Source organism: Citrobacter sp. RHBSTW-01044 (assembly GCF_013781945.1).
Classification (GTDB): domain Bacteria; phylum Pseudomonadota; class Gammaproteobacteria; order Enterobacterales; family Enterobacteriaceae; genus Citrobacter; species Citrobacter braakii.
This window is the reverse complement of sequence record NZ_CP056180.1, coordinates 2,592,151-2,613,339: the sequence shown is the minus strand read 5'-3', so window position 1 is coordinate 2,613,339 and position 21,189 is coordinate 2,592,151. Positions and strand designations below refer to the sequence as shown.

Annotated in this window: 21 protein-coding genes; 14 read left to right on the top strand and 7 right to left on the bottom strand. The window is 51.2% G+C overall.

Features of this window, described 5'->3' with window-relative positions; genetic code table 11:
• Nucleotides 1-55: 55 nt before the first annotated feature.
• Nucleotides 56-1,165, bottom strand: a complete 1,110-nt coding sequence (ydiK, locus tag HV352_RS12610) for an AI-2E family transporter YdiK (RefSeq protein ID WP_016156362.1) — start codon at nt 1,163-1,165, stop codon at nt 56-58.
• 213 nt (nt 1,166-1,378) lie between these two features.
• Here ydiK and HV352_RS12605 point away from each other — a divergent pair, with 213 nt between their 5' ends.
• The 3 genes from HV352_RS12605 to HV352_RS12595 all read left to right on the top strand — a co-directional run bounded on the left by HV352_RS12605 (nt 1,379) and on the right by HV352_RS12595 (nt 5,108).
• Nucleotides 1,379-4,435, top strand: coding sequence for an FAD-binding and (Fe-S)-binding domain-containing protein (locus HV352_RS12605; RefSeq protein ID WP_019076678.1), 3,057 nt, complete (start codon nt 1,379-1,381; stop codon nt 4,433-4,435).
• Entirely contained in the window at nt 4,432-4,842 is a 411-nt protein-coding gene (gene menI / locus HV352_RS12600) for a 1,4-dihydroxy-2-naphthoyl-CoA hydrolase (protein WP_016152900.1), read from the top strand. Before HV352_RS12605 ends, menI begins: the two co-directional genes overlap by 4 nt.
• A 77-nt stretch (nt 4,843-4,919) precedes the next feature.
• Nucleotides 4,920-5,108: a YdiH family protein gene (locus tag HV352_RS12595; RefSeq protein ID WP_029139522.1), complete on the top strand. Its 189-nt coding sequence runs from the start codon at nt 4,920-4,922 to the stop codon at nt 5,106-5,108.
• A gap of 67 nt (nt 5,109-5,175) precedes the next feature.
• On the opposite strand, the gene HV352_RS12590 is transcribed toward HV352_RS12595, so the two are convergent.
• Nucleotides 5,176-6,027, bottom strand: a complete 852-nt coding sequence (locus HV352_RS12590; protein ID WP_049268703.1) for a Vmh family MBL fold metallo-hydrolase — start codon at nt 6,025-6,027, stop codon at nt 5,176-5,178.
• Nucleotides 6,028-6,149: 122 nt separating this feature from the next.
• Here HV352_RS12590 and HV352_RS12585 point away from each other — a divergent pair, with 122 nt between their 5' ends.
• Nucleotides 6,150-7,037, top strand: coding sequence for a LysR family transcriptional regulator (locus HV352_RS12585; RefSeq protein ID WP_016156365.1), 888 nt, complete (start codon nt 6,150-6,152; stop codon nt 7,035-7,037).
• Between the two features lie 701 nt (nt 7,038-7,738).
• Here HV352_RS12585 and HV352_RS12580 read toward each other — a convergent pair.
• On the bottom strand, nt 7,739-8,218 hold the full coding sequence (locus HV352_RS12580; protein WP_016156367.1) for a DUF2778 domain-containing protein: 480 nt from the start codon (nt 8,216-8,218) through the stop codon (nt 7,739-7,741).
• Nucleotides 8,215-8,697, bottom strand: a complete 483-nt coding sequence (locus HV352_RS12575) for an Hcp family type VI secretion system effector (RefSeq protein WP_181634789.1) — start codon at nt 8,695-8,697, stop codon at nt 8,215-8,217. Before HV352_RS12575 ends, HV352_RS12580 begins: the two co-directional genes overlap by 4 nt.
• 724 nt (nt 8,698-9,421) lie before the next feature.
• Here HV352_RS12575 and sufA point away from each other — a divergent pair.
• From sufA to HV352_RS12540, 7 genes are all read left to right on the top strand, one after another.
• Nucleotides 9,422-9,790, top strand: a complete 369-nt coding sequence (gene sufA, locus HV352_RS12570; protein ID WP_016152905.1) for a Fe-S cluster assembly scaffold SufA — start codon at nt 9,422-9,424, stop codon at nt 9,788-9,790.
• Between the two features lie 8 nt (nt 9,791-9,798).
• On the top strand, nt 9,799-11,286 hold the full coding sequence (sufB, locus tag HV352_RS12565) for a Fe-S cluster assembly protein SufB (protein WP_016152906.1): 1,488 nt from the start codon (nt 9,799-9,801) through the stop codon (nt 11,284-11,286).
• A gap of 16 nt (nt 11,287-11,302) precedes the next feature.
• On the top strand, nt 11,303-12,049 hold the full coding sequence (sufC, locus tag HV352_RS12560) for a Fe-S cluster assembly ATPase SufC (protein WP_019076682.1): 747 nt from the start codon (nt 11,303-11,305) through the stop codon (nt 12,047-12,049).
• Entirely contained in the window at nt 12,024-13,295 is a 1,272-nt protein-coding gene (gene sufD / locus HV352_RS12555) for a Fe-S cluster assembly protein SufD (protein ID WP_181634788.1), read from the top strand. Before sufC ends, sufD begins: the two co-directional genes overlap by 26 nt.
• On the top strand, nt 13,292-14,512 hold the full coding sequence (gene sufS / locus HV352_RS12550) for a cysteine desulfurase SufS (RefSeq protein WP_080858722.1): 1,221 nt from the start codon (nt 13,292-13,294) through the stop codon (nt 14,510-14,512). The genes sufD and sufS overlap by 4 nt, the downstream gene beginning before the upstream one ends.
• Before the next feature lie 12 nt (nt 14,513-14,524).
• Entirely contained in the window at nt 14,525-14,941 is a 417-nt protein-coding gene (gene sufE, locus HV352_RS12545; protein ID WP_016152910.1) for a cysteine desulfuration protein SufE, read from the top strand.
• 117 nt (nt 14,942-15,058) lie between these two features.
• On the top strand, nt 15,059-16,063 hold the full coding sequence (locus HV352_RS12540; protein WP_016152911.1) for a L,D-transpeptidase family protein: 1,005 nt from the start codon (nt 15,059-15,061) through the stop codon (nt 16,061-16,063).
• 68 nt (nt 16,064-16,131) lie between these two features.
• Here HV352_RS12540 and lpp read toward each other — a convergent pair whose 3' ends face one another.
• The 3 genes from lpp to HV352_RS23685 all read right to left on the bottom strand — a co-directional run bounded on the left by lpp (nt 16,132) and on the right by HV352_RS23685 (nt 18,292).
• On the bottom strand, nt 16,132-16,368 hold the full coding sequence (lpp, locus tag HV352_RS12535) for a murein lipoprotein Lpp (RefSeq protein ID WP_003029373.1): 237 nt from the start codon (nt 16,366-16,368) through the stop codon (nt 16,132-16,134).
• Between the two features lie 309 nt (nt 16,369-16,677).
• On the bottom strand, nt 16,678-18,090 hold the full coding sequence (gene pykF / locus HV352_RS12530) for a pyruvate kinase PykF (RefSeq protein WP_181634787.1): 1,413 nt from the start codon (nt 18,088-18,090) through the stop codon (nt 16,678-16,680).
• A gap of 7 nt (nt 18,091-18,097) precedes the next feature.
• Nucleotides 18,098-18,292, bottom strand: coding sequence for a hypothetical protein (locus HV352_RS23685; protein WP_242637968.1), 195 nt, complete (start codon nt 18,290-18,292; stop codon nt 18,098-18,100).
• Nucleotides 18,293-18,665: 373 nt separating this feature from the next.
• Between HV352_RS23685 and HV352_RS12525 the strand changes: the two genes are divergently transcribed.
• From HV352_RS12525 to HV352_RS12515, 3 genes are read left to right on the top strand one after another with little or no spacing between them, the layout of a single operon-like run.
• Nucleotides 18,666-19,688, top strand: coding sequence for an ATP-binding cassette domain-containing protein (locus HV352_RS12525; RefSeq protein WP_016152913.1), 1,023 nt, complete (start codon nt 18,666-18,668; stop codon nt 19,686-19,688).
• Complete coding sequence (locus tag HV352_RS12520; RefSeq protein ID WP_016152914.1) at nt 19,681-20,349, top strand: methionine ABC transporter permease; 669 nt, start codon at nt 19,681-19,683, stop codon at nt 20,347-20,349. Before HV352_RS12525 ends, HV352_RS12520 begins: the two co-directional genes overlap by 8 nt.
• Nucleotides 20,350-20,370: 21 nt before the next feature.
• The gene (locus HV352_RS12515; protein WP_003029358.1) at nt 20,371-21,183 is read left to right on the top strand and encodes a MetQ/NlpA family ABC transporter substrate-binding protein; all 813 of its coding nucleotides are present in this window, start codon (nt 20,371-20,373) and stop codon (nt 21,181-21,183) included.
• Nucleotides 21,184-21,189: the final 6 nt, after the last annotated feature.

The window sequence follows — 21,189 nt, the reverse complement described above, 5'->3', positions numbered from 1 at the left end:
GCGGAATTGATTAGTATTGTTAAACAATCAGGCGGCGGTGCCGCCTGACGTGGGATTACTTATTGCGTTCGATTTCAGCAATTTCTTCGAGGATTTCGTCGGGATCGCTACCTGGCGCAGGGGCTTCGTTTACCCAGGCAGAGAACAGACGCCAGGACACGGCCAGTACCACCGGGCCGATAAACAGACCAATCATGCCGAAGGCAATCAGTCCTCCGATGACCCCTGAGAGAATCAGGATCAGCGGCAAATCGGCCCCCATGCGAATCAGCATCGGGCGAATAACGTTATCCAGCGTTCCGACCACGCCGCTCCACACCAGCAGCACCGTGCCCCAGGTTGAATCGCCCGTCCAGTACAGCCAGATAATGGCCGGGACCAGCACCGGCAATGGCCCCAGTTGCACCAGACAAGACAGGATCATCAATACCGCCAGCAACGTGGCGTACGGCACGCCGGTTACCGCCAGACCAATACCACCGAGCACTGCCTGCACCAGCGCGGTGACCACAACGCCTAATGCGACGGCGCGAATGGCTTGTGCTGCCAGCAGAATGGCGGCATCGCCACGTTTGGATGCCAGGCGACAAGCGAAGTGGCGAATACCTAACGCCACCTGTTCACCGCGCCAGTACAGCAGGGCGCTGAAAAGCAGCATCAGACCACAGTGCATCATAAAGCGGCCAAGGTGTGCAGCCTGGCCAACAAACCAGGTCGTCGTCGTGCCGATATAAGGACGAACCTTGGCCATGATGGCCGCGCCGCCCATATCCAGCAGACTGTGCCACGCGGCATACAATTTTGCGCCGACCAACGGAATACTGTTCAGCCACGCCAGATCCGGCAGGGTCATATCGCCTGCGGTTACGGCATGGATCAATGGCCCGCTGCCATCAACAATGCTATTGACCAGTAGCGCGATAGGAATGATGAACAACAGCACCAGCAGCAGGGTCATCACCAGCACGGCCAGCGAGCGACGGCCCCAGAGCAATTTTTGTAAGCGTAGCAGGATCGGCCAGGTCGCAATGACCACCGTCCCCGCCCATGCAAAACCGAGGATAAAGGGCTGAACAATCCAAAGACAGGCCACAATCATGACGGCTAAAAACAGCGCCGATAGCAGCACTTGTGCAATATCCTTGGGCTGGCGGAAATTTACCATAAATACTTTTCACCTTTGTCTTTGCGCCAGAACGTTGACGCGACGTGAACACTTAAATGACACCCTGTAATGATGAGCAATTTCAGCGGTTTTTAACAGGCGGATTCTGCCTGTAAATCTGCTGAGCGTATTAGAAAAAAATGTGATACAACAAACAAAGCAACACGCAAACGATTAAATTCACAACACAGACCGCAGGAAAGGGTCACTATAATGATTCCACAAATTTCTCAGGCGCCAGGTGTCGTTCAACTGGTGCTCAATTTTTTGCAGGCACTGGAGCAGCAAGGATTTACGGGCGATACGGCAACGAGCTATGCCGATCGTCTGACAATGTCGACGGATAACAGTATTTATCAGCTGCTTCCTGATGCTGTCGTATTCCCTCGTTCAACCGCAGATGTGGCGCTCATCGCTCGTCTGGCGGCGGAACCTCTTTTCTCTTCGTTGATTTTTACCCCACGCGGCGGCGGCACCGGGACCAACGGTCAGGCGCTGAATCAGGGCATTATTGTTGATATGTCCCGCTATATGAGCCGCATCATTGAAATCAATGCGCAGGAAGGTTGGGTGCGGGTCGAAGCCGGGGTGATAAAAGACCAGCTCAACCAGTTTCTGAAGCCTTACGGCTATTTCTTTGCCCCCGAGTTATCCACCAGTAACCGGGCAACGCTGGGTGGGATGATCAATACCGACGCATCCGGACAAGGCTCGTTGGTTTACGGTAAAACCTCCGATCACGTGCTGGGTATCCGCGCGGTGCTGATGGGCGGCGATATTCTTGATACCCAGCCAATGCCGGTCGAACTTGCCCAAACGCTGGGTAATAGCAACACCACTATTGGCCGCATTTACAAGACGGTTTATGAGCGTTGCCGCGACAACCGACAGCTGATCATTGATAAATTCCCGAAACTTAATCGCTTCCTGACCGGTTACGATCTGCGGCACGTCTTTAACGATGAGATGACCGAATTTGATTTAACCCGCATTCTTACCGGCTCTGAAGGTACGCTGGCGTTTATCACCGAAGCCCGTCTGGATATCACGCCGCTACCCAAAGTCAGACAACTGGTTAACGTTAAGTACGACTCTTTCGACTCGGCATTGCGTAATGCCCCGGTGATGGTGGAAGCGCGCGCGCTGTCGGTAGAAACCGTCGACTCCAAAGTGCTTAACCTGGCACGGGAAGATATTGTCTGGCACTCGGTAAGTGAATTGATTACCGATGTGGCGGATAAAGAGATGCTGGGTCTGAATATTGTGGAGTTTGCCGGTGACGATGAAGCATTGATTGATTCGCAGGTCAGCGCACTGTGCGAACGGCTGGATGGCTTAATTGCGCGTCAGGAAGCGGGTGTTATAGGCTGGCAGCTATGTACCGAGCTGGCAGGCGTCGAGCGCATTTACGCGATGCGTAAAAAAGCCGTCGGTCTGCTGGGGAATGCGAAAGGGGCCGCGAAGCCGATTCCGTTTGCTGAAGATACCTGCGTTCCACCGGAACATCTGGCTGACTATATTGCCGAGTTCCGTGCGCTGCTCGATAGCCACGGCCTGAGTTACGGCATGTTTGGTCACGTGGATGCAGGCGTGCTGCACGTCAGACCGGCGCTGGATATGTGCGACCCGCAGCAGGAAGTGCTGATGAAACGCATTTCTGACGATGTTGTCGCGCTGACGGCAAAATATGGCGGTCTGCTGTGGGGTGAGCACGGGAAAGGTTTTCGTGCAGAATATAGCCCGGCGTTCTTCGGTGAGGAACTGTATCGCGAACTGCGTAAAGTGAAATCGGTGTTTGATCCGCAAAACCGGCTCAATCCTGGCAAAATCTGTCCACCGGAAGATGTTGATGCGCCGATGATGAAAGTGGACGCGGTGAAGCGCGGAACGTATGACCGTCAGATCCCGCTGGCCGTACGCCAGGAGTGGCGTGGGGCGATGGAGTGTAACGGCAACGGGTTATGCTTTAACTTTGATGCGAAAAGCCCGATGTGTCCGTCGATGAAAATCAGCCTCAACCGCATCCATTCACCGAAAGGGCGAGCTACGCTGGTGCGTGAATGGCTGCGTCTGTTGGCAGATCGCGGGATTGACCCGCTACAGCTGGAAAAAGAGCTACCGGAAAAACGTGCCAGTTTACGTACGCTGATTGCCCGTACCCGCAACAGCTGGCATGCGCGCAAAGGCGAATACGATTTCTCGCACGAAGTGAAAGAGGCAATGTCGGGTTGTCTGGCGTGTAAAGCCTGTTCCACACAGTGCCCGATTAAAATCGATGTGCCGGAGTTCCGCTCACGCTTCCTGCAGTTGTATCACACGCGTTATCTGCGGCCGTTGCGCGATCACATGGTGGCGACCGTTGAGAGCTATGCGCCGTTAATGGCGCGGGCGCCCAACACGTTTAACTTCTTCATCAACCAGCCGCTGGTGCGTAATCTGGCTAAAAAGCACATCGGCATGGTCGACTTACCGCTGCTGTCTGCGCCGTCGCTTCAACGTCAGCTGGTTGGTCATCGTTCCGCCAATATGACGCTGGAACAGCTCGAATTACTCAGCCTTGAGCAAAAAGCCCGTACGGTGCTGGTAGTGCAGGATCCGTTCACCAGCTATTACGATGCACAGGTGGTGGCTGATTTTATACGTCTGGTTGAAAAGCTGGGTTTGCAGCCGGTACTGTTGCCGTTCTCGCCAAACGGCAAGGCCCAGCATATTAAGGGCTTTTTAAACCGTTTTGCTAAAACCGCAAAGAAAACATCTGAGTTTCTCAATCGGGTGGCGAAGCTGAATATTCCGATGGTGGGTGTCGATCCGGCGCTGGTGCTTTGCTATCGCGATGAATACAAACTGGCGCTCGGGGAACAGCGGGGCGATTTCCATGTGTTACTCGCCAACGAATGGTTATCGACGGTTGTGGAGTCACAGCCGCCAGTCGCTGTGGGCGGTGAACCGTGGTACTTCTTTGGACACTGTACCGAAGTGACGGCCCTGCCGGGCGCGCCTGCTCAGTGGGCGGCTATTTTTGCCCGCTTTGGCGCAAAGCTGGAGAACATCAGCGTAGGGTGCTGTGGGATGGCGGGCACCTATGGCCACGAAGTGAAGAATCATCAGAACTCACTGGGGATCTATGAGCTATCATGGCACCAGGCAATGCAACGATTGCCGCGTAACCGTTGTCTGGCTACCGGATACTCCTGTCGCAGTCAGGTTAAACGCGTTGAAGGCACGGGCGTTCGCCATCCATTACAGGCACTGCTGGAGATTATAGGATGATCTGGAAACGTGAAGTCACACTCGAAGCGCTCAACGCCATGGGTGAAGGAAATATGGTTGGGCTGCTTGATATTCGTTTTGTGCACATTGGCGATGACACGCTGGAAGCCACAATGCCGGTAGACCACCGTACTAAACAACCATTTGGTTTGCTGCACGGCGGCGCGTCCGTGGTGCTGGCTGAGAGCATTGGTTCGGTGGCTGGTTATCTGTGTACTCAGGGTGAGCAGAAAGTGGTGGGCCTGGAGGTCAACGCCAACCATATTCGCTCGGCGCGGGAAGGGCGCGTCAGAGGGGTATGTCGCGCGGTGCATACCGGCTCCCGTCATCAGGTATGGCAAATCGAAATCTTCGATGAGCAGGGACGATTGTGCTGCACGTCGCGTCTGACAACAGCAATTTTGTGATGCATATTGCTTTTGGTCATTATCTGCACAGGGAATGGTGTTATACTGTGCAGGTTTTGAACACAAGCGAGGATGATATGTCTACCCAATTAGACCCGGCCCAACTGGCAATAGAGTTTTTACGTCGTGATAAAACCGATCTTTCACCAGCTCAGTACCTGAAAAGACTGAAACAGTTAGAGCTGGAGTTCGCGGATTTATTGACGCTTTCTTCGACTGAACTTAAAGAAGAGATCTATTTTGCCTGGCGCATGGGCGTTCATTGATTCCGGTATGCTTATCGTAATGAAACCCCGACACGCGTTCGGGGTTATTTTTTGCGTTAAATCTCAATCACCACTTCATCTCACCAGTATTAACCTTCGCACTTAGCTCCAGAGAACTTGCGTCTGCAAGACCTGGCCATGCCGCGGTGATGGTTTTAATCACATAATCCGAACCTTTCTTCGCCCCTAACGCCTGCTCAAACGATTGCAGATAGTCCTGTGTGAAGCGAATCGCTTTATCGCCCGCAGGGCGTTCGCCGATGTAATGCCCCGGGACCACCTGGGTGGGTTGTAACTTCTGCATTTCGCCCAATACGCTACGCCACGCGCTACGCTGTTCTGCAGATTGCGTATCCGCCGTCCAGACGTGTATACCAGACGCCACGCCGGTACCGCCAATAATGGCACGGTTCGCCGGGATCCAGACATAGGCTGCATAATCATTAGGGTGGCGCAGCTCCAGCGTTTCACCATCAACTGTGAAATGCGTTTGCGTTGTCGCCTGCGGAACGGTGAGCGATGTTGGCGCGCCATCCTTCATTTGCGGACCCCAGAATTGCAGTTTGGCCTCTTTGGTGGCACGGATATGGTCTACTACGTGCGGTGTTGCCAGGACTTTTACCTGTGGGAAGGCTTTGACGATAGGCTGCAGTCCGAAATAGAAATCCGGATCGCCGGAGGTGATCACGATGGCCTTCAGCGTTTTACCGCTGGCGCGAATCATCTGCACCAGCTGTTCACCATCTTTAGTACTGAACTGTGCGTCAAACAATATCGCTTCTTTCGGTCCTGAAACCAGCGTTGAAGAGACCGGGAAAATAGCCTTGTCCTGTGGATTGTAGACGTCCAGCTGTAGCGTCGCGGCAAAGGCTGAAGAGGCGAACAGAGGTAACAGCAGGGCCAGCGTTTTAACTTTCATGTCAGGTATCCTTGTGCAGGAAATTGTCTTTTGATAGTTCCTGTATTTTAAGGAAATTCGGATCTGTTAGAATTCCCTTATTAGGACATGCTGAGTTTCATAAAACGATCGGATGGGATGCAATGGACAGAGTGATGGCGGCAACGGTATTCAACCATATCTGTGATTTGGGCAGTCTGAGCGCTGCCGCGCGTGCGCTGGGGCTTTCCCGTCCGATGGTCAGTCGTTACCTCGACGAGATGGAGAAATGGGCGGGTGCAAGGCTTATCCATCGCTCGTCGCGCCGTCTGACAATCACGCCAGCGGGTGAAGAGGCATTAGTGAAAACGCGTTCTCTGGCGCAGCTTTCGCTGGATATTGGTGCCGCCAGCGCCGCGCAAACTCCCTCTGGCACGCTACGTGTGGCCTGTGCGCATTTTACAGCTATGCATATTTTAGCGCCGGTACTGCCCGCGTTTCTGACGAAGTATCCGCAACTGCGTATCGAGGTGGAGATCAATAATCAACCGGTAAGCCTCGTTGGAGAACGCATTGATGTGGCGATCCGTATAACGGAAAACCCTGAACCTGGAACTATTGCCCGTCGCCTTGGCGACTGTAAATCGGTACTGTGCGCGTCTGTAGAGTACCTGCATCAACATGGCACTCCTGAGACTATCGACGACCTTACGCAGCATAATTGTCTCTACTACAGCGGGTTTGCCGGAAAATCCTGGCACTTTCTGGATGCCCAGGGGCGGGCTGCCGCTGTTGCGATTAAAGGCAATTTGAGCGCCGGGATCTCTTCGTTGCTCTGTGAGTCGGCGTTGGCGGGAACGGGCATTGCGCTGGTGCCGGAACTGGAGGCGCGGGAAGGGCTGGCACAGGGAAAGCTGGTTAGACTCTTGCCCGAGCTTCAACCAAAAAGCCTGCCAATTTATGGTTTATATCTTTCGCGGGAGCATCAGCCTGCAGGACTGCGCCTGTTGCTGGACGCGCTCAGTGAAAAACAGCGCCTAATAATTGATTGAATACGCTTATAAAATAGTCAAATCGCAATTTGTGTTAAACAAAACATATCCGGAAGTGAGATTATTCTTATCGCCCCTTCAAGAGCTAAGCCATCGTGAGTGCCGGAGATAAGCGCCGGATGGGGCCGGAACCCTTAAGCCTGCCAGCAAGCAGCCTTAAGGGTTTTTTGTTGTTTGTTCATAATTTGAATTTTTTCCCTCCCGTCATTCCTACGTCTCTCTAAATAGATATTAATTCTGTAAAATGAGTATATATCTAAATCTAAAGAATTTTTTTTACCAGCCTTGCGATTGAGGACAGTGCTGTAGGCAACTGGCTATCAACGACGCATACTGACTAGATGACCTTGTTGCCAGCCAATTGGGTTGTGGAATGTGAACTCGCCTAAATTGGCAGTGGGGTAGGTTCGATACTGAAAACAGTGGGACTGAAGTCCCACTGTTCAGCATTTTCATTTAATTTTTGCATCTTTCCATTATCATTGACATGAACAATATAAAAATTCCGTTCAATAATAATGCGCCCATAAAGATAATGGTCATGTGTGTATTGTCCCAGACGCTGGGGTCCATCTCTTTCACATCGGGATAGATTAAATCAAATAATTTATTTTCAGGTAAATATTTGAAAATAAATAGAAAAAAACAAACCCAAGATATTGCAAATAAATACCATGTGATGACTTTTTTAATATGTTTCATTAATACACCTGAATAGTGCCGTATGCACGAAGACTGGGGGTAACCAGCATTTGTGGAGTGCTTAAAAGTGCTTCCCGGAGTATGTTGTAATGAGCTCTGCTGGGAAGAGTTATGCAGCCATTACTGACGCCAGTATACCCCGCAGGGTGCAATCTGAAATACCCACGGCTGACCTTGTTATAGAACGTAACGTCATCTAATTTTTCATCCTCTCTGAATAATCCGAACCAGATATCGCGGTCTGAACCGCTAATCTCTGACGCAGTATAATCTTTAATTGCGCTGAAAATCCCGCCTTTCGGACGCGAAACAATATAGTATTTACCGGGAGGAAGCGGCCCGATATCCTTAATTGCTATCGATTCAGGGTTGTTTCTATGCTCCCCACTGTTACCTGAATATGCAGGGAAGAAGCCAACTCCGGGGCAGCTAAGACTTGATAGCTGCCCACCGTTTAAATGAAATGTGCAACGAATCACCGTTCACTCCAGGAATCAGAAAATATTATATTCCCGTCGCAGTGTTTCCAGGTTATTCGTTCATATCTAAGAGCAATACTTTCAAGGTGATTGTGTTTTTCAGTGGCTGCGTTTTTCACGTCATGCATTAGAGGACAAATTGAAACCACCTTCACTGTTTCGAGTAGCATATTGAAGTATTCAACTTCCTGTCCTGCATCATTGATTTTGTACCATTTAAATTCGGCCTCTTTAAGGGTTTGTCCAGTGGCTACTGCTTTGTAAAAATATGGACTGGAGCTATCAAACTCCTTTTCAAACATAAGAGCGGTGTGTACTCGTGTTCCTGTTATTTTCCCTGTGTTGTTGTCGGTAGGGAGGTGCAGGCCATGACTAAACCCTAAGATCTCAATGCTCCCCACACGGTCGCGAACATCTACAGAACCCTTGATGTCTGCTCCTCCATCATCTTTTAACCACAAATACGCAGGTATAGCCATTTAAAACTCCATTTCACATACGCAAGGTAACTGTAATAAACGACATGACGCATGAATACGCAAGGCAATAAATGTCATACATTTTTATTATGTTTTATTGATATTTATGAGAGGAATAAAAAGCTTAGAATTAAAAATGAATAGTAATGATGCACATATAAGAATAGTGAGATTTTGAAGCGAAATATATTTCTTAATTCTGATATTGAGAAAGTCTTTGTAATGCTATCAAGCAGGATCTTAAAAGTAGACGCGCAAACCGTACTGTCGATTTTGTTCGGAAGGTGTTGTGGTGTTTGGGATAAATCACGCGCAGAGGGCGCATGAAAAAGGGTGAAGTTTGGGGGGCAAAAACGCACTGGGGCGCAATTTAGAGGATTAACTAGTCCGTTTTTGTCTATAACAAGAAGAGATTAAGAGAATGATTATACAATAGTCGTATGATTTCATTAAATTTTTAAAACTTATCACTTAAATAGACATTATCTATACATCTTTTAGTCTTTGACCTGTCTGTACGATTCAATTGTTAAAATCCATTATTAATCAATGCATTGAACAAAAAAATCCATCCCTGTTAACCCACGCAGCAGGGTCTATGCTTAGTAAAAGGGGGCAAAAAGGGCGATTAACCCGAATGCCCCTGCTGTTGAGGGGTTGAAGTGATAATCATTATCACTAACATGTTGTTATAGCTTGAAAGCTAGTGACTCGAGGTAACCCTATGGAATTGCATTCAGGAACATTTAACCCGGACGATTTTGCCTGGCGTGGTCTGACGTTAACGCCAGCGGCTGCGGCGCACATCCGCGAGCTGGTGGCAAAGCAACCCGACATGTTAGGCGTGCGTTTAGGCGTGAAGCAAACGGGATGCGCGGGATTTGGCTACGTGCTGGACACCGTTCGCCAGGCGGAAAAAGACGATCTGCTGTTTGAAACGGAGGGGGCCAGACTTTATGTACCGTTACAGGCGATGCCGTTTATCGACGGCACAGAAGTTGATTTCGTGCGCGAAGGATTAAATCAGCTATTTAAATTTCATAACCCGAAAGCCCAGAACGAATGCGGCTGTGGCGAAAGTTTTGGGGTATAGGCGGTACTATGTCTCGTAATACTGAAGCAACTGACGATGTCAACACCTGGGCTGGCGGGCACCTTAATTACAAAGAGGGCTTCTTCACCCATCTACAAACCGATGAGCTGGCGAAAGGGATCAACGAAGATGTCGTGCGCGCGATTTCGGCAAAACGTAATGAACCCGACTGGATGCTGGAATTTCGCCTGAATGCCTTTAAAGCGTGGCTAACCATGGAAGAGCCGCACTGGCTAAAAGCGCATTACGATAAGCTGAACTACCAGGAGTACAGTTATTACTCCGCGCCGTCCTGCGGTAATTGCGATGAAACCTGCGCGTCTGAGCCGGGCGCGGTGCAGCAAACGGGGGCAAATGCGTTTTTAAGTAAAGAAGTTGAGGACGCATTCGAGCAGCTTGGCGTGCCGGTCCGCGAAGGCAAAGAGGTGGCGGTTGATGCCATTTTTGACTCGGTGTCGGTGGCGACAACTTATCGCGATAAACTGGCGGAACAGGGCATTATTTTCTGTTCGTTTGGTGAGGCGATTCACGATCACCCTGAGCTGGTAAAACAATATCTGGGTACGGTTGTCCCGGGTAATGACAATTTCTTTGCGGCGCTAAATGCGGCGGTGGCCTCCGACGGCACGTTTATTTATGTCCCGAAAGGTGTGCGTTGCCCAATGGAACTGTCGACCTATTTCCGTATAAATGCGGAAAAAACCGGTCAGTTTGAACGCACCATTCTGGTTGCGGATGAGGGCAGTTACGTCAGCTATATCGAAGGCTGTTCAGCCCCGGTACGCGATAGCTACCAACTGCATGCCGCGGTGGTAGAAGTCATCATCCACAAAGATGCCGAAGTGAAATACTCGACGGTACAAAACTGGTTCCCTGGTGATGGTAACACCGGCGGCATTTTGAACTTCGTCACCAAGCGCGCTCTGTGCGAAGGCGAAAACAGCAAAATGTCGTGGACGCAGTCGGAAACCGGCTCGGCCATTACCTGGAAATACCCAAGCTGTATTCTGCGCGGCGACAACTCTATCGGCGAATTCTACTCCGTCGCGCTGACCAGTGGTTATCAGCAGGCCGATACCGGCACCAAGATGATCCACATCGGCAAGAACACCAAATCGACCATTATCTCGAAAGGGATCTCTGCGGGACACAGTCAAAACAGCTATCGCGGCTTAGTGAAGATCATGCCGACCGCAACCAACGCCCGCAACTATACCCAATGCGACTCGATGCTGATTGGCGCGGATTGTGGAGCGCACACCTTCCCGTATGTGGAGTGTCGTAACAATAGCGCCCAGCTTGAGCATGAAGCCACGACCTCGCGCATTGGTGAAGACCAGCTGTTTTACTGTTTGCAGCGCGGCATCAGCGAAGAGGATGCCATTTCGATGATCGTCAATGGTTTCTGTAAAGACGTGTTCTCTGAACTGCCGCTGGAATTTGCCGTTGAAGCGCAAAAACTTCTCGCCATAAGTCTTGAACACAGCGTCGGTTAAAATTTAAGGAAAGCACATGTTAAGCATTAAAGATTTACAGGTCAGTGTGGAAGATAAGGCGATCCTGCGTGGGCTGAGCCTGGATATTGGCCCCGGAGAGGTACACGCCATTATGGGGCCGAACGGTTCCGGGAAAAGTACGCTTTCCGCAACGCTCGCCGGGCGCGATGACTACGAAGTCACCGGCGGGACGGTAGAATTTAACGGTAAGGATTTACTGGAACTGTCACCCGAAGACCGGGCCGGTGAAGGGATCTTTATGGCATTTCAGTATCCGGTAGAAATCCCCGGCGTCAGTAATCAGTTTTTCCTGCAAACGGCACTGAATGCGGTGCGCAGCTACCGTGGCGAAGAGTCTCTGGACAGGTTTGACTTCCAGGATCTGATGGAAGAGAAAATCGCGTTATTGAAGATGCCGGAAGATTTGCTAACGCGTTCGGTCAACGTTGGTTTCTCAGGTGGCGAGAAAAAGCGTAATGACATTTTGCAAATGGCGGTGCTGGAACCTCAGCTGTGCATTCTTGATGAGTCGGACTCCGGGCTGGATATCGACGCGCTGAAAGTCGTTGCGGATGGCGTGAACTCGCTGCGCGACGGGCAACGTTCATTCATTATCGTCACCCACTATCAGCGCATCCTGGATTACATCAAACCCGATTATGTGCACGTTCTCTACCAGGGGCGAATTGTGAAATCCGGTGATTTCACGCTGGTCAAACAACTGGAGGAGCAAGGTTATGGCTGGCTTAGCGAACAGCAGTAACGTGCTGCAACAGTGGCATCATCTGTTTGAAACGCAAGGGGAGACGCGCTCGCACCATGCCCATCAGCACCTGCAGCAGATGCTGCGTCTGGGACTGCCAACGCGTAAGCATGAGGACTGGAAACACACACCGCTGGAAGGATTAACCAACAGCCAGTTTGTCAGTCATGTCACTGAGATAACGTCCGCCCAGTGTGAAGCGTTAGCGCCGGCTATTGATGCTGTCCGCCTGGTGTTTGTTGACGGGCAATTCTGTCCAACGCTCAGCGACAGCGTGGAAGGTAGCGGGTTTAACATTACCGTTGATGATGTGCGCCAGTCGCTACCGGCGGCTATCCAACCGGAAGTCTTTCTGCACCTGACCGAAAGCCTCTCCCGCAGCGTAACGCACATTCAGGTGAAGCGTAACCAGCGACCGGCAAAACCGTTGCTGCTGCTGCACATTACCCAGGGGCTGGCGGGTGATGAGGTGAACACGGCGCACTATCGCCACCATCTGGATCTGGCAGAAGGCGCAGAAGCCACCGTCATTGAACACTATGTCAGCCTCAGCGAATATCGCCATTTTACCGGTGCACGATTAACGATGAACGTCGCGGCAAACGCACACTTGCGTCACATCAAACTGGCGTTTGAGAATCCGCTCAGCCACCACTTCGCGCATAATGATATTCAGTTGGGCGCTGATGCCACGGCCGCCAGCCACAGCTTTTTACTCGGTGATGCGGTGTTGCGCCATAACACCAGCACCCAGCTTAACGGCGAAAACACCACGCTTCGGCTTAACAGCCTGGCGATGCCGGTGAAAAATGAAGTCTGCGATACCCGCACCTGGCTTGCGCACAACAAGGGATATTGCAACAGTCGACAACTGCATAAAACGATTGTCAGCGATAAGGGGCGGGCGGTATTCAATGGCCTGATCAACGTCGCTCAGCACGCCATTAAAACCGACGGTCAGATGACCAACAATAATTTGCTGCTCGGAAAACTGGCGGAAGTAGATACCAAACCGCAGCTTGAAATTTATGCCGACGACGTGAAATGCAGCCACGGGGCGACGGTAGGGCGGATCGACGACGAGCAGATGTTCTATCTGCGTTCGCGCGGGATCGGCCAGCAGGATGCCCAACAAATGATTCTCTATGCGTTTGCCGCTGAGCTGACGGAAGCCCTGGGCGAGGAAACGCTGAAACAACAGGTCCTGGCACGGATCGCCCAACGCTTGCCGGGAGGCGTAGCATGACATTTCCCATTGAAAAAGTGCGGGCTGATTTTCCGGTCCTGACGCGTGAAGTGAACGGTTTACCGTTGGCGTATCTGGATAGCGCCGCCAGTGCGCAAAAGCCTAACCAGGTGATTGATGCCGAAGCCGAGTTTTACCGTCACGGCTATGCCGCGGTCCACCGCGGGATCCATACGCTGAGCGCGCAGGCCACGGAAAAAATGGAGAATGTGCGCAAGCTCGCCTCGCTGTTTATCAATGCCCGTTCAGCTGAAGAACTGGTGTTTGTCCGCGGCACAACGGAAGGTATCAACCTGGTAGCTAACAGCTGGGGCGGCAGCAATGTGCGGGCGGGCGATAACATTATCATCAGCGAAATGGAGCACCACGCCAATATTGTGCCCTGGCAGATGTTGTGCGCCCGCGTAGGTGCAGAACTGCGCGTTATTCCGCTCAATACAGAGGGTACGTTGCAACTGGAAACGCTGCCGACGCTGTTTGACGATCGCACGAAACTGCTGGCGATTACCCATGTGTCTAACGTGCTGGGCACGGAAAACCCATTGGTTGAGATGATTGAGCTGGCGCATCAATACGGCGCGAAAGTGCTGGTGGATGGCGCACAGGCAGTTATGCATCATCAGGTGGATGTGCAGGCGCTGGATTGCGACTTCTATGTTTTCTCTGGGCACAAGCTCTACGGGCCAACCGGTATTGGCGTTCTGTATGCCAGAGAGTCGTTGCTGCAGGAGATGCCGCCGTGGGAAGGCGGTGGGTCGATGATTGCGACGGTGAGCCTGAGCCAGGGGACGACGTGGGCCAAAGCCCCCTGGCGGTTTGAAGCCGGAACGCCAAACACCGGGGGAATTATTGGACTCGGCGCGGCTATTGAATATGTTTCCGCGCTGGGGCTTACTGAAATCAGCGAATATGAACAATTCCTGATGCGCTATGCGCTGGAACAGCTGGCGGATGTGCCGGATTTAACGCTCTACGGGCCGGATAACCGTCTGGGGGTGATTGCGTTTAACCTCGGCAAACATCATGCCTATGATGTCGGGAGTTTTCTTGATAACTATGGCATCGCCGTGCGGACAGGGCATCACTGCGCTATGCCGCTGATGGCCCACTATAACGTTCCTGCGATGTGCCGGGCGTCGATTGCCATGTACAACACCCACGAAGAAGTGGATCGCCTGGTAACGGGCCTCAAGCGTATTCATCACTTACTGGGATAACAGGGAGGCGTTATGGCTGCGCTGCCGGATAAAGAAAAGTTGTTGCGTAATTTTCTGCGTTGCGCTAATTGGGAAGAGAAATACCTGTACATTATTGAACTGGGTCAGCGTTTGCCGGAATTAAACGACGACGATCGTAATACGGAAAATAGCATCCAGGGCTGTCAAAGTCAGGTATGGATTGTCATGCGTCAGAATGCTGAAGGAATTATTGAATTACAAGGCGACAGCGATGCGGCAATTGTGAAAGGGCTTATAGCTGTCGTATTCATTTTATACGACCGCATGACGGCCCAGGATATTGTGAATTTTGATGTGCGTCCGTGGTTTGAAAAAATGGCGCTCGCACAGCATCTCACACCGTCTCGTTCACAAGGGCTGGAGGCGATGATTCGGGCTATTCGCACCAAAGCCGCAACTCTTAGCTAAACTGATAAAACACGTCAATTTCAGCTCGACGTGAAAGAGTGAGGTAGTGCAACGCAGTGACTCGTAGGCCGGATCGGGCGCTCGACGCCGTCCGGCAGGAACGCCAGGGGGGTGAGTATGAAACGCGCGTCTGTTATTACGTTAATGCTAATCGGCGCTTACAGCGCTATTCAGGCCGCATGGGCGGTCGATTATCCTTTGCCTCAGGCGAACAGCCGTCTTGTTGGGCAAAATCAAACCTACACCGTGCAGGAAGGCGATAAAAACCTACAGGCGATTGCCCGTAAGTTTGATACCGCCGCAATGCTGATCCTTGAAGCCAATAATACGATTGCCCCCGTACCTAAACCCGGAACGCTAATTACTATTCCCTCGCAACTACTGCTACCGGATGCACCCCGAGAAGGCATTATTGTGAATCTGGCGGAACTGCGTCTGTATTACTTCCCGCCGGGAGAGAATATTGTTCAGGTTTTCCCAATTGGTATCGGTTTGCAGGGGCTGGAAACGCCGGTAATGGAAACCCGGGTTGGGCAGAAAATCCCGAATCCGACCTGGACCCCTACAGCAGGCATCCGTAAACGCTCTTTGGAGCGCGGCATAACATTACCGCCGGTAGTACCTGCCGGGCCAAATAACCCGTTAGGACGCTTTGCACTGCGTCTGGCGCATGGAAACGGTGAATATCTTATCCATGGCACCAGTGCGCCGGACAGCGTGGGGCTGCGCGTAAGTTCTGGGTGTATTCGCATGAACGCGCCGGACATCAAAGCACTGTTTGCTCAGGTCCGGACAGGAACGCCGGTTCGGGTGATTAATGAGCCGATAAAATATTCGATAGAGCCGAACGGAATGCGCTATGTCGAGGTGCATCGACCGCTGTCGCCGGAGGAGGAGCAAAACGTCCAGACCATGCCGTATGTGCTGCCAGCCGGTTTTACCCAGTTTAAAGACAATAAAGCCGTGGATAATAGTTTGGTGGAAAGAGCCTTGTATCGTCGTGCTGGCTATCCGGTCACCGTAACGGCCGGGCAAGCGTCGGTCGTAAGCAATGGCGCGGAAGTGAAGTCTGCACAGAATGGCGTGCCGGGAGAGGATGCAGAGGTGCGTGCTACGCAATAACAGGGAAGGGAAATTCAGAGCAAAAAAAATGGCGCACAATGTGCGCCATTTTTATTACACAGATACTATTACTTGCGGTATTTAGTAGCTGCGTTGTCCAGACGCTGGTTAGCGCGAGCTGCGTCATCTTTAGCAGCCTGAACGTCGGAACGCATTGCGTTCACGTCGTTGCTCAGCTGGTCAACTTTAGCGTTCAGAGTCTGAACGTCAGAAGACAGCTGATCGATTTTAGCGTTGCTGGAGCAACCTGCCAGCAGAGTAGAACCCAGGATTACCGCGCCCAGTACCAGTTTAGTACGATTCATTATTAATACCCTCTAGATTGAGTTAATCTCCATGTAGCGTTACAAGTATTACACAAAGTTTTTTATGTTGAGAATATTTTTTTGATGGGAATGCACTTATTTTTGATCGTTCGCTCAAAGAAGCATCGAATTGTGCAAAAACGGCTAAAAACCCGAGTGAAAACAGAAAGCTTCCATCGGATTCATCTTAGATAATCACGGATTAGATAGTGAAATCCGATTTGATTTTTTATTAATTGTAGCTATCGATAAAATAAAAAAAGCGCCACCAGGGCGCTTTTTTAAGCAAATTAATTCGCGTTGGAATTATTACAGCACGTGAACGGATGCCGTGTTGGTCGTGCCGCTCGGAACCAGTGCACCGGAAACCATCACCACAACGTCACCTTTCTGAGCCAGACCGCTTTCCAGAGCGACTTCTTTACCCAGACGATAGAAATCATCGGTAGAGCTGATTTCTTTAACCACCTGTGCAACTACGCCTTTGCTCAGCACCAGCTGACGCGCGGTAGTTTCGTTGGTGGTCAGCGCCAGGATGGTGGCATCCGGGAAGTATTTACGTACTGCGCGAGCAGATTTACCGCCCTGGGTTGCTACAACGATCAGCGGAGCATCCAGTTTTTCTGCAGTTTCAACCGCGCCACGGCAAACGGCTTCGGTGATGCGCAGTTTGCGGCTGTCGTTGTTGAAGTCCAGACGGCTGGTCATCACGCGGTCGGTACGCTCACAGATGGTTGCCATGATGGTGAAGGCTTCCAGCGGGTATTTACCTTTTGCAGACTCGCCAGACAGCATGACTGCATCGGTACCGTCGAGGATGGCGTTCGCGACGTCACCGGCTTCAGCGCGGGTCGGACGCGGGTTTTTGATCATGGAGTCCAGCATCTGGGTCGCAGTGATAACGACTTTACGTGCACGGATACATTTTTCGATGATCATCTTCTGCGCGAAGATAACTTCTTCAACCGGGATCTCAACGCCCATGTCGCCACGAGCAACCATGATGCCGTCAGATGCTTCGAGGATTTCGTCGAAGTTGTTCAGGCCTTCCTGGTTTTCGATTTTGGAGATGATCTGGATGTTTTCGCCGCCGTGCGCTTTCAGGTGCTCACGGATTTCAACGACGTCAGAACGTTTACGGATAAAGGATGCTGCAACGAAGTCAACGCCTTGCTCGCAACCGAAGATCAGGTCCTGTTTGTCTTTTTCAGCCAGTGCTGGCAGCGCGATGGAAACGCCCGGCAGGTTAACGCCTTTGTTTTCGCCCAGGTCGCCGTTGTTCAGCACTTTACAGATAACTTTGTTACCTTCGATAGCGGTAACTTCCATGCCGATCAGACCATCGTCAACCAGAACGGTATTGCCGACGGACAGATCTTTAGTGAAGCCTTCATAAGTAACAGCAACGATTTCGTTGTTGCCGACAACGGATTTGTCGGTGGTGAAGGTGAAGGTCTGGCCCGCTTTCAGGGAAACGTCGTTACCGCCTTCCAGTTTGATGGTACGGATTTCCGGACCTTTGGTGTCGAGCAGGATTGCGGCTTTCTTGCCGGTTTTGCTCATGACGTTGCGCAAATTCTTGATGCGCTGACCGTGTTCTTCATAGTCCCCGTGGGAGAAGTTCAGACGCATGACGTTCATGCCCGCGTCCAGCATTTTGGTTAACATCTCTTCGGATTCGGTTTTCGGACCGATGGTGCAAACAATTTTCGTCTTTTTCATGACAGTCTTAGTCTTTAAGTTGAGAAGGATATGGAAATCTGGCTCCCGCCGCGCACGGACGGGAAGCTAAACCTGAGTTACGAAAGTTGTGATGCCTCGCTCTAAGGATAGGTGACATCGAAAGAGCGTGCAGAGGAATGTGTGCTTGTGTTTCAGCCCAACGGGATGGTGAATTTTGTAGTCGTTGAGTTTTACAGGTCAATGTGCTGAAACCATTCAAGAGACAATTGGCGCGCATTATACGCTGAAAATTATCAAAAAGGAAAATGGAAACAGCGTTTCAAAACACTTCTGTGCAGTTTTACAGAAAATATTCATTAATTTGTTTCCAGGTATGGATAAAGAGGTTGTTCGCAGCAGCATTTGTTGCGCAACAAGGTGTAATTGTCATCCCAATCCCTGACTTTTTGTGTATAACGCCGACCAAACCGACATATTTCTAAAAGTTATATCAAATGCGTTTTAATTCATTTTAAAAGCCAATCTCACTGATTACACTCGTTTGGACATCCATACTGCTAAATAGCCAAAAGCGCTAGCAGCAGAACAAAAGCAGCAGCGGATACCTAAACGACATGATTGTCCTGAAAAATATTTCGAAAGTGTTTACGCCAGGCAGGCTTGCCATTACCGCTGTCGATAACGTCAACCTGACGGTTGAACAGGGACAGATTTACGGAATTATTGGTTACAGCGGGGCGGGGAAAAGCACCTTAATACGCTTACTTAATGGTCTGGAAAAACCGACTTCAGGCAGCGTAACGATTAACGGCCACGATATCTCTGCCGCCCGTGGGGAATCTTTACGTCAGGCGCGACTGAAAATCAGCATGGTGTTTCAACACTTCAATTTGCTGTGGTCACGAACGGTTAGTGAAAATATTGCGTTCTCTATGCAAATTGCTGGAGCGCCAAAAGCATCAATTAAAGCGCGAGTTGCTGAACTGATTTCGCTGGTGGGGCTGAGCGGTCGTGAAAATGCGTACCCGTCCCAGCTTAGCGGTGGGCAAAAACAGCGGGTAGGAATTGCCCGTGCGCTGGCGAACAATCCTGACGTTCTGCTGTGTGACGAAGCCACCTCGGCGCTGGATCCGCAAACTACCGATCAGATCCTCGATTTGCTGCTCGATATTAATCGCCGCTTCAAATTAACCATTGTGCTGATCACGCATGAAATGCACGTGGTACGCAAAATCTGCGATCGCGTGGCGGTAATGGAAAACGGCAGGGTCGTTGAGGAAGGCGACGTGCTCAACGTCTTTACCCATCCCCAACAGCCGATCACCCGACAGTTTGTTCGTCAGGTGAGTCAGTACACCGAGGAAGACGAGTTTAACCCACAGTTGGCCAGCGAGCTGGGCGGTGTGGTGATCAAGCTAACGTTTACCGGGCAACGTACGCATCGGCCTGTGGTTGGCGAATTGACCCTGCGCTATGGCCTGCCGTTTAACATTTTACACGGCAAGATGACGCAAACCGCGCACGGTGTGTTTGGTCAGCTTTGGGTGCACGTTGTGGCCTCTGAGGAACAATTGAACAATATTTTGGCCGATCTGCGCCAGAGCGACATTGAAGGCGAGGTGATCAACCATGGCTGAAGAACTGTTTCCTCATCTGAAGTGGGAGCAACTGCTGGCAGCAACCCAGGAAACGCTCTACATGACGGTCCTTTCTGGCGCGGCGACCTTTGTCCTAGGCGTTGCACTTGGTCTGGCGCTGTTCCTGACCGCACGCGGCGGACTGTTTCACAATCGCGCGGTGTATAGCGTTATTTCGCTGGTGGTGAATATCTTTCGTTCCATCCCGTTCATCATTCTGATCGTGCTGCTGATCCCGTTTACCAAAGCGATGGTTGGCACCATTCTCGGCGCTAATGCCGCGTTGCCTGCGCTGATCGTAGGGGCTGCACCGTTTTATGCGCGTCTGGTCGAAATAGCCCTGCGTGAAGTCGACAAAGGCGTTATTGAAGCGACGCGTTCGATGGGCGCACGGCTAAGCACGCTTATTTTTCGGGTTTTACTGCCGGAATCCTCTCCTGCTCTGGTGTCCGGGATCACCGTGACGCTGATTGCGCTGGTCAGCTACAGCGCGATGGCAGGGGTGATTGGTGCCGGTGGTTTAGGGAATTTGGCCTATCTGGAAGGATTCCAGCGCAACCACAGCGACGTCACGCTGGTGGCGACGGTGACGATTTTGCTCATTGTCTTCATCATCCAGCTTTGCGGCGATGTGATCACCTCTCTGTTAGATAAACGCTAATAAAATACGGAAACCATTATCATGAAAAAATCACTGACGTTACTCGCCGCAGCAACCTTAAGCGCCCTGAGCTTTGCCTCCTGGGCCGATACTCTGACCGTTGGCGCCTCTAACGTGCCGCACGCGGAGATCCTTGAGCAGGCTAAGCCTATTCTGGCGAAGCAAGGGATCGATTTAGAGATTAAACCGTTCCAGGATTACATTCTGCCCAACACCGCGCTGGCTGGCCGTGAGATTGACGCTAACTACTTCCAGCATATTCCGTACCTGAACAGCGTGATTAAAGATCATGCGGGCGATAAAACCTATGATTTCGTCAGCGCCGGAGCGATTCACATCGAGCCAATTGGGATCTATTCGAAAAAAGTAAAATCGCTTAAAGATCTGCCGGAAGGCGGCAAGGTCATCATGCGCGATGCGGTATCTGAGGAAGGCCGTATTCTGTCGATTTTCGAAAAAGAGGGCGTAATCAAGCTGAAGCCGGGAGTGGATAAAGTCACCGCGCGCATTAGCGATATCGTCGAGAACCCGAAAAAACTGAAGTTCCTGCCTAACGTGGAAGCCGCGCTGTTACCGCAGATGTATAACAACGACGAAGGCGATGCGGTGGTGATTAACGCCAACTACGCCATCGACGCCGGGCTGGATCCGGTAAAAGATCCTATCGCCGTCGAAAGTGGTGAAAACAACCCGTATGCCAACATCATTACCGTGCATCGTGGCGACGAGAAGAAAAAAGATATCGTGGCGCTGGTTGATGTCCTGCACTCAAAAGAGATCCAGGACTGGATACGCACCAAATATAAAGGTGCGGTGATCCCGGTAAATAACTGATCCGCG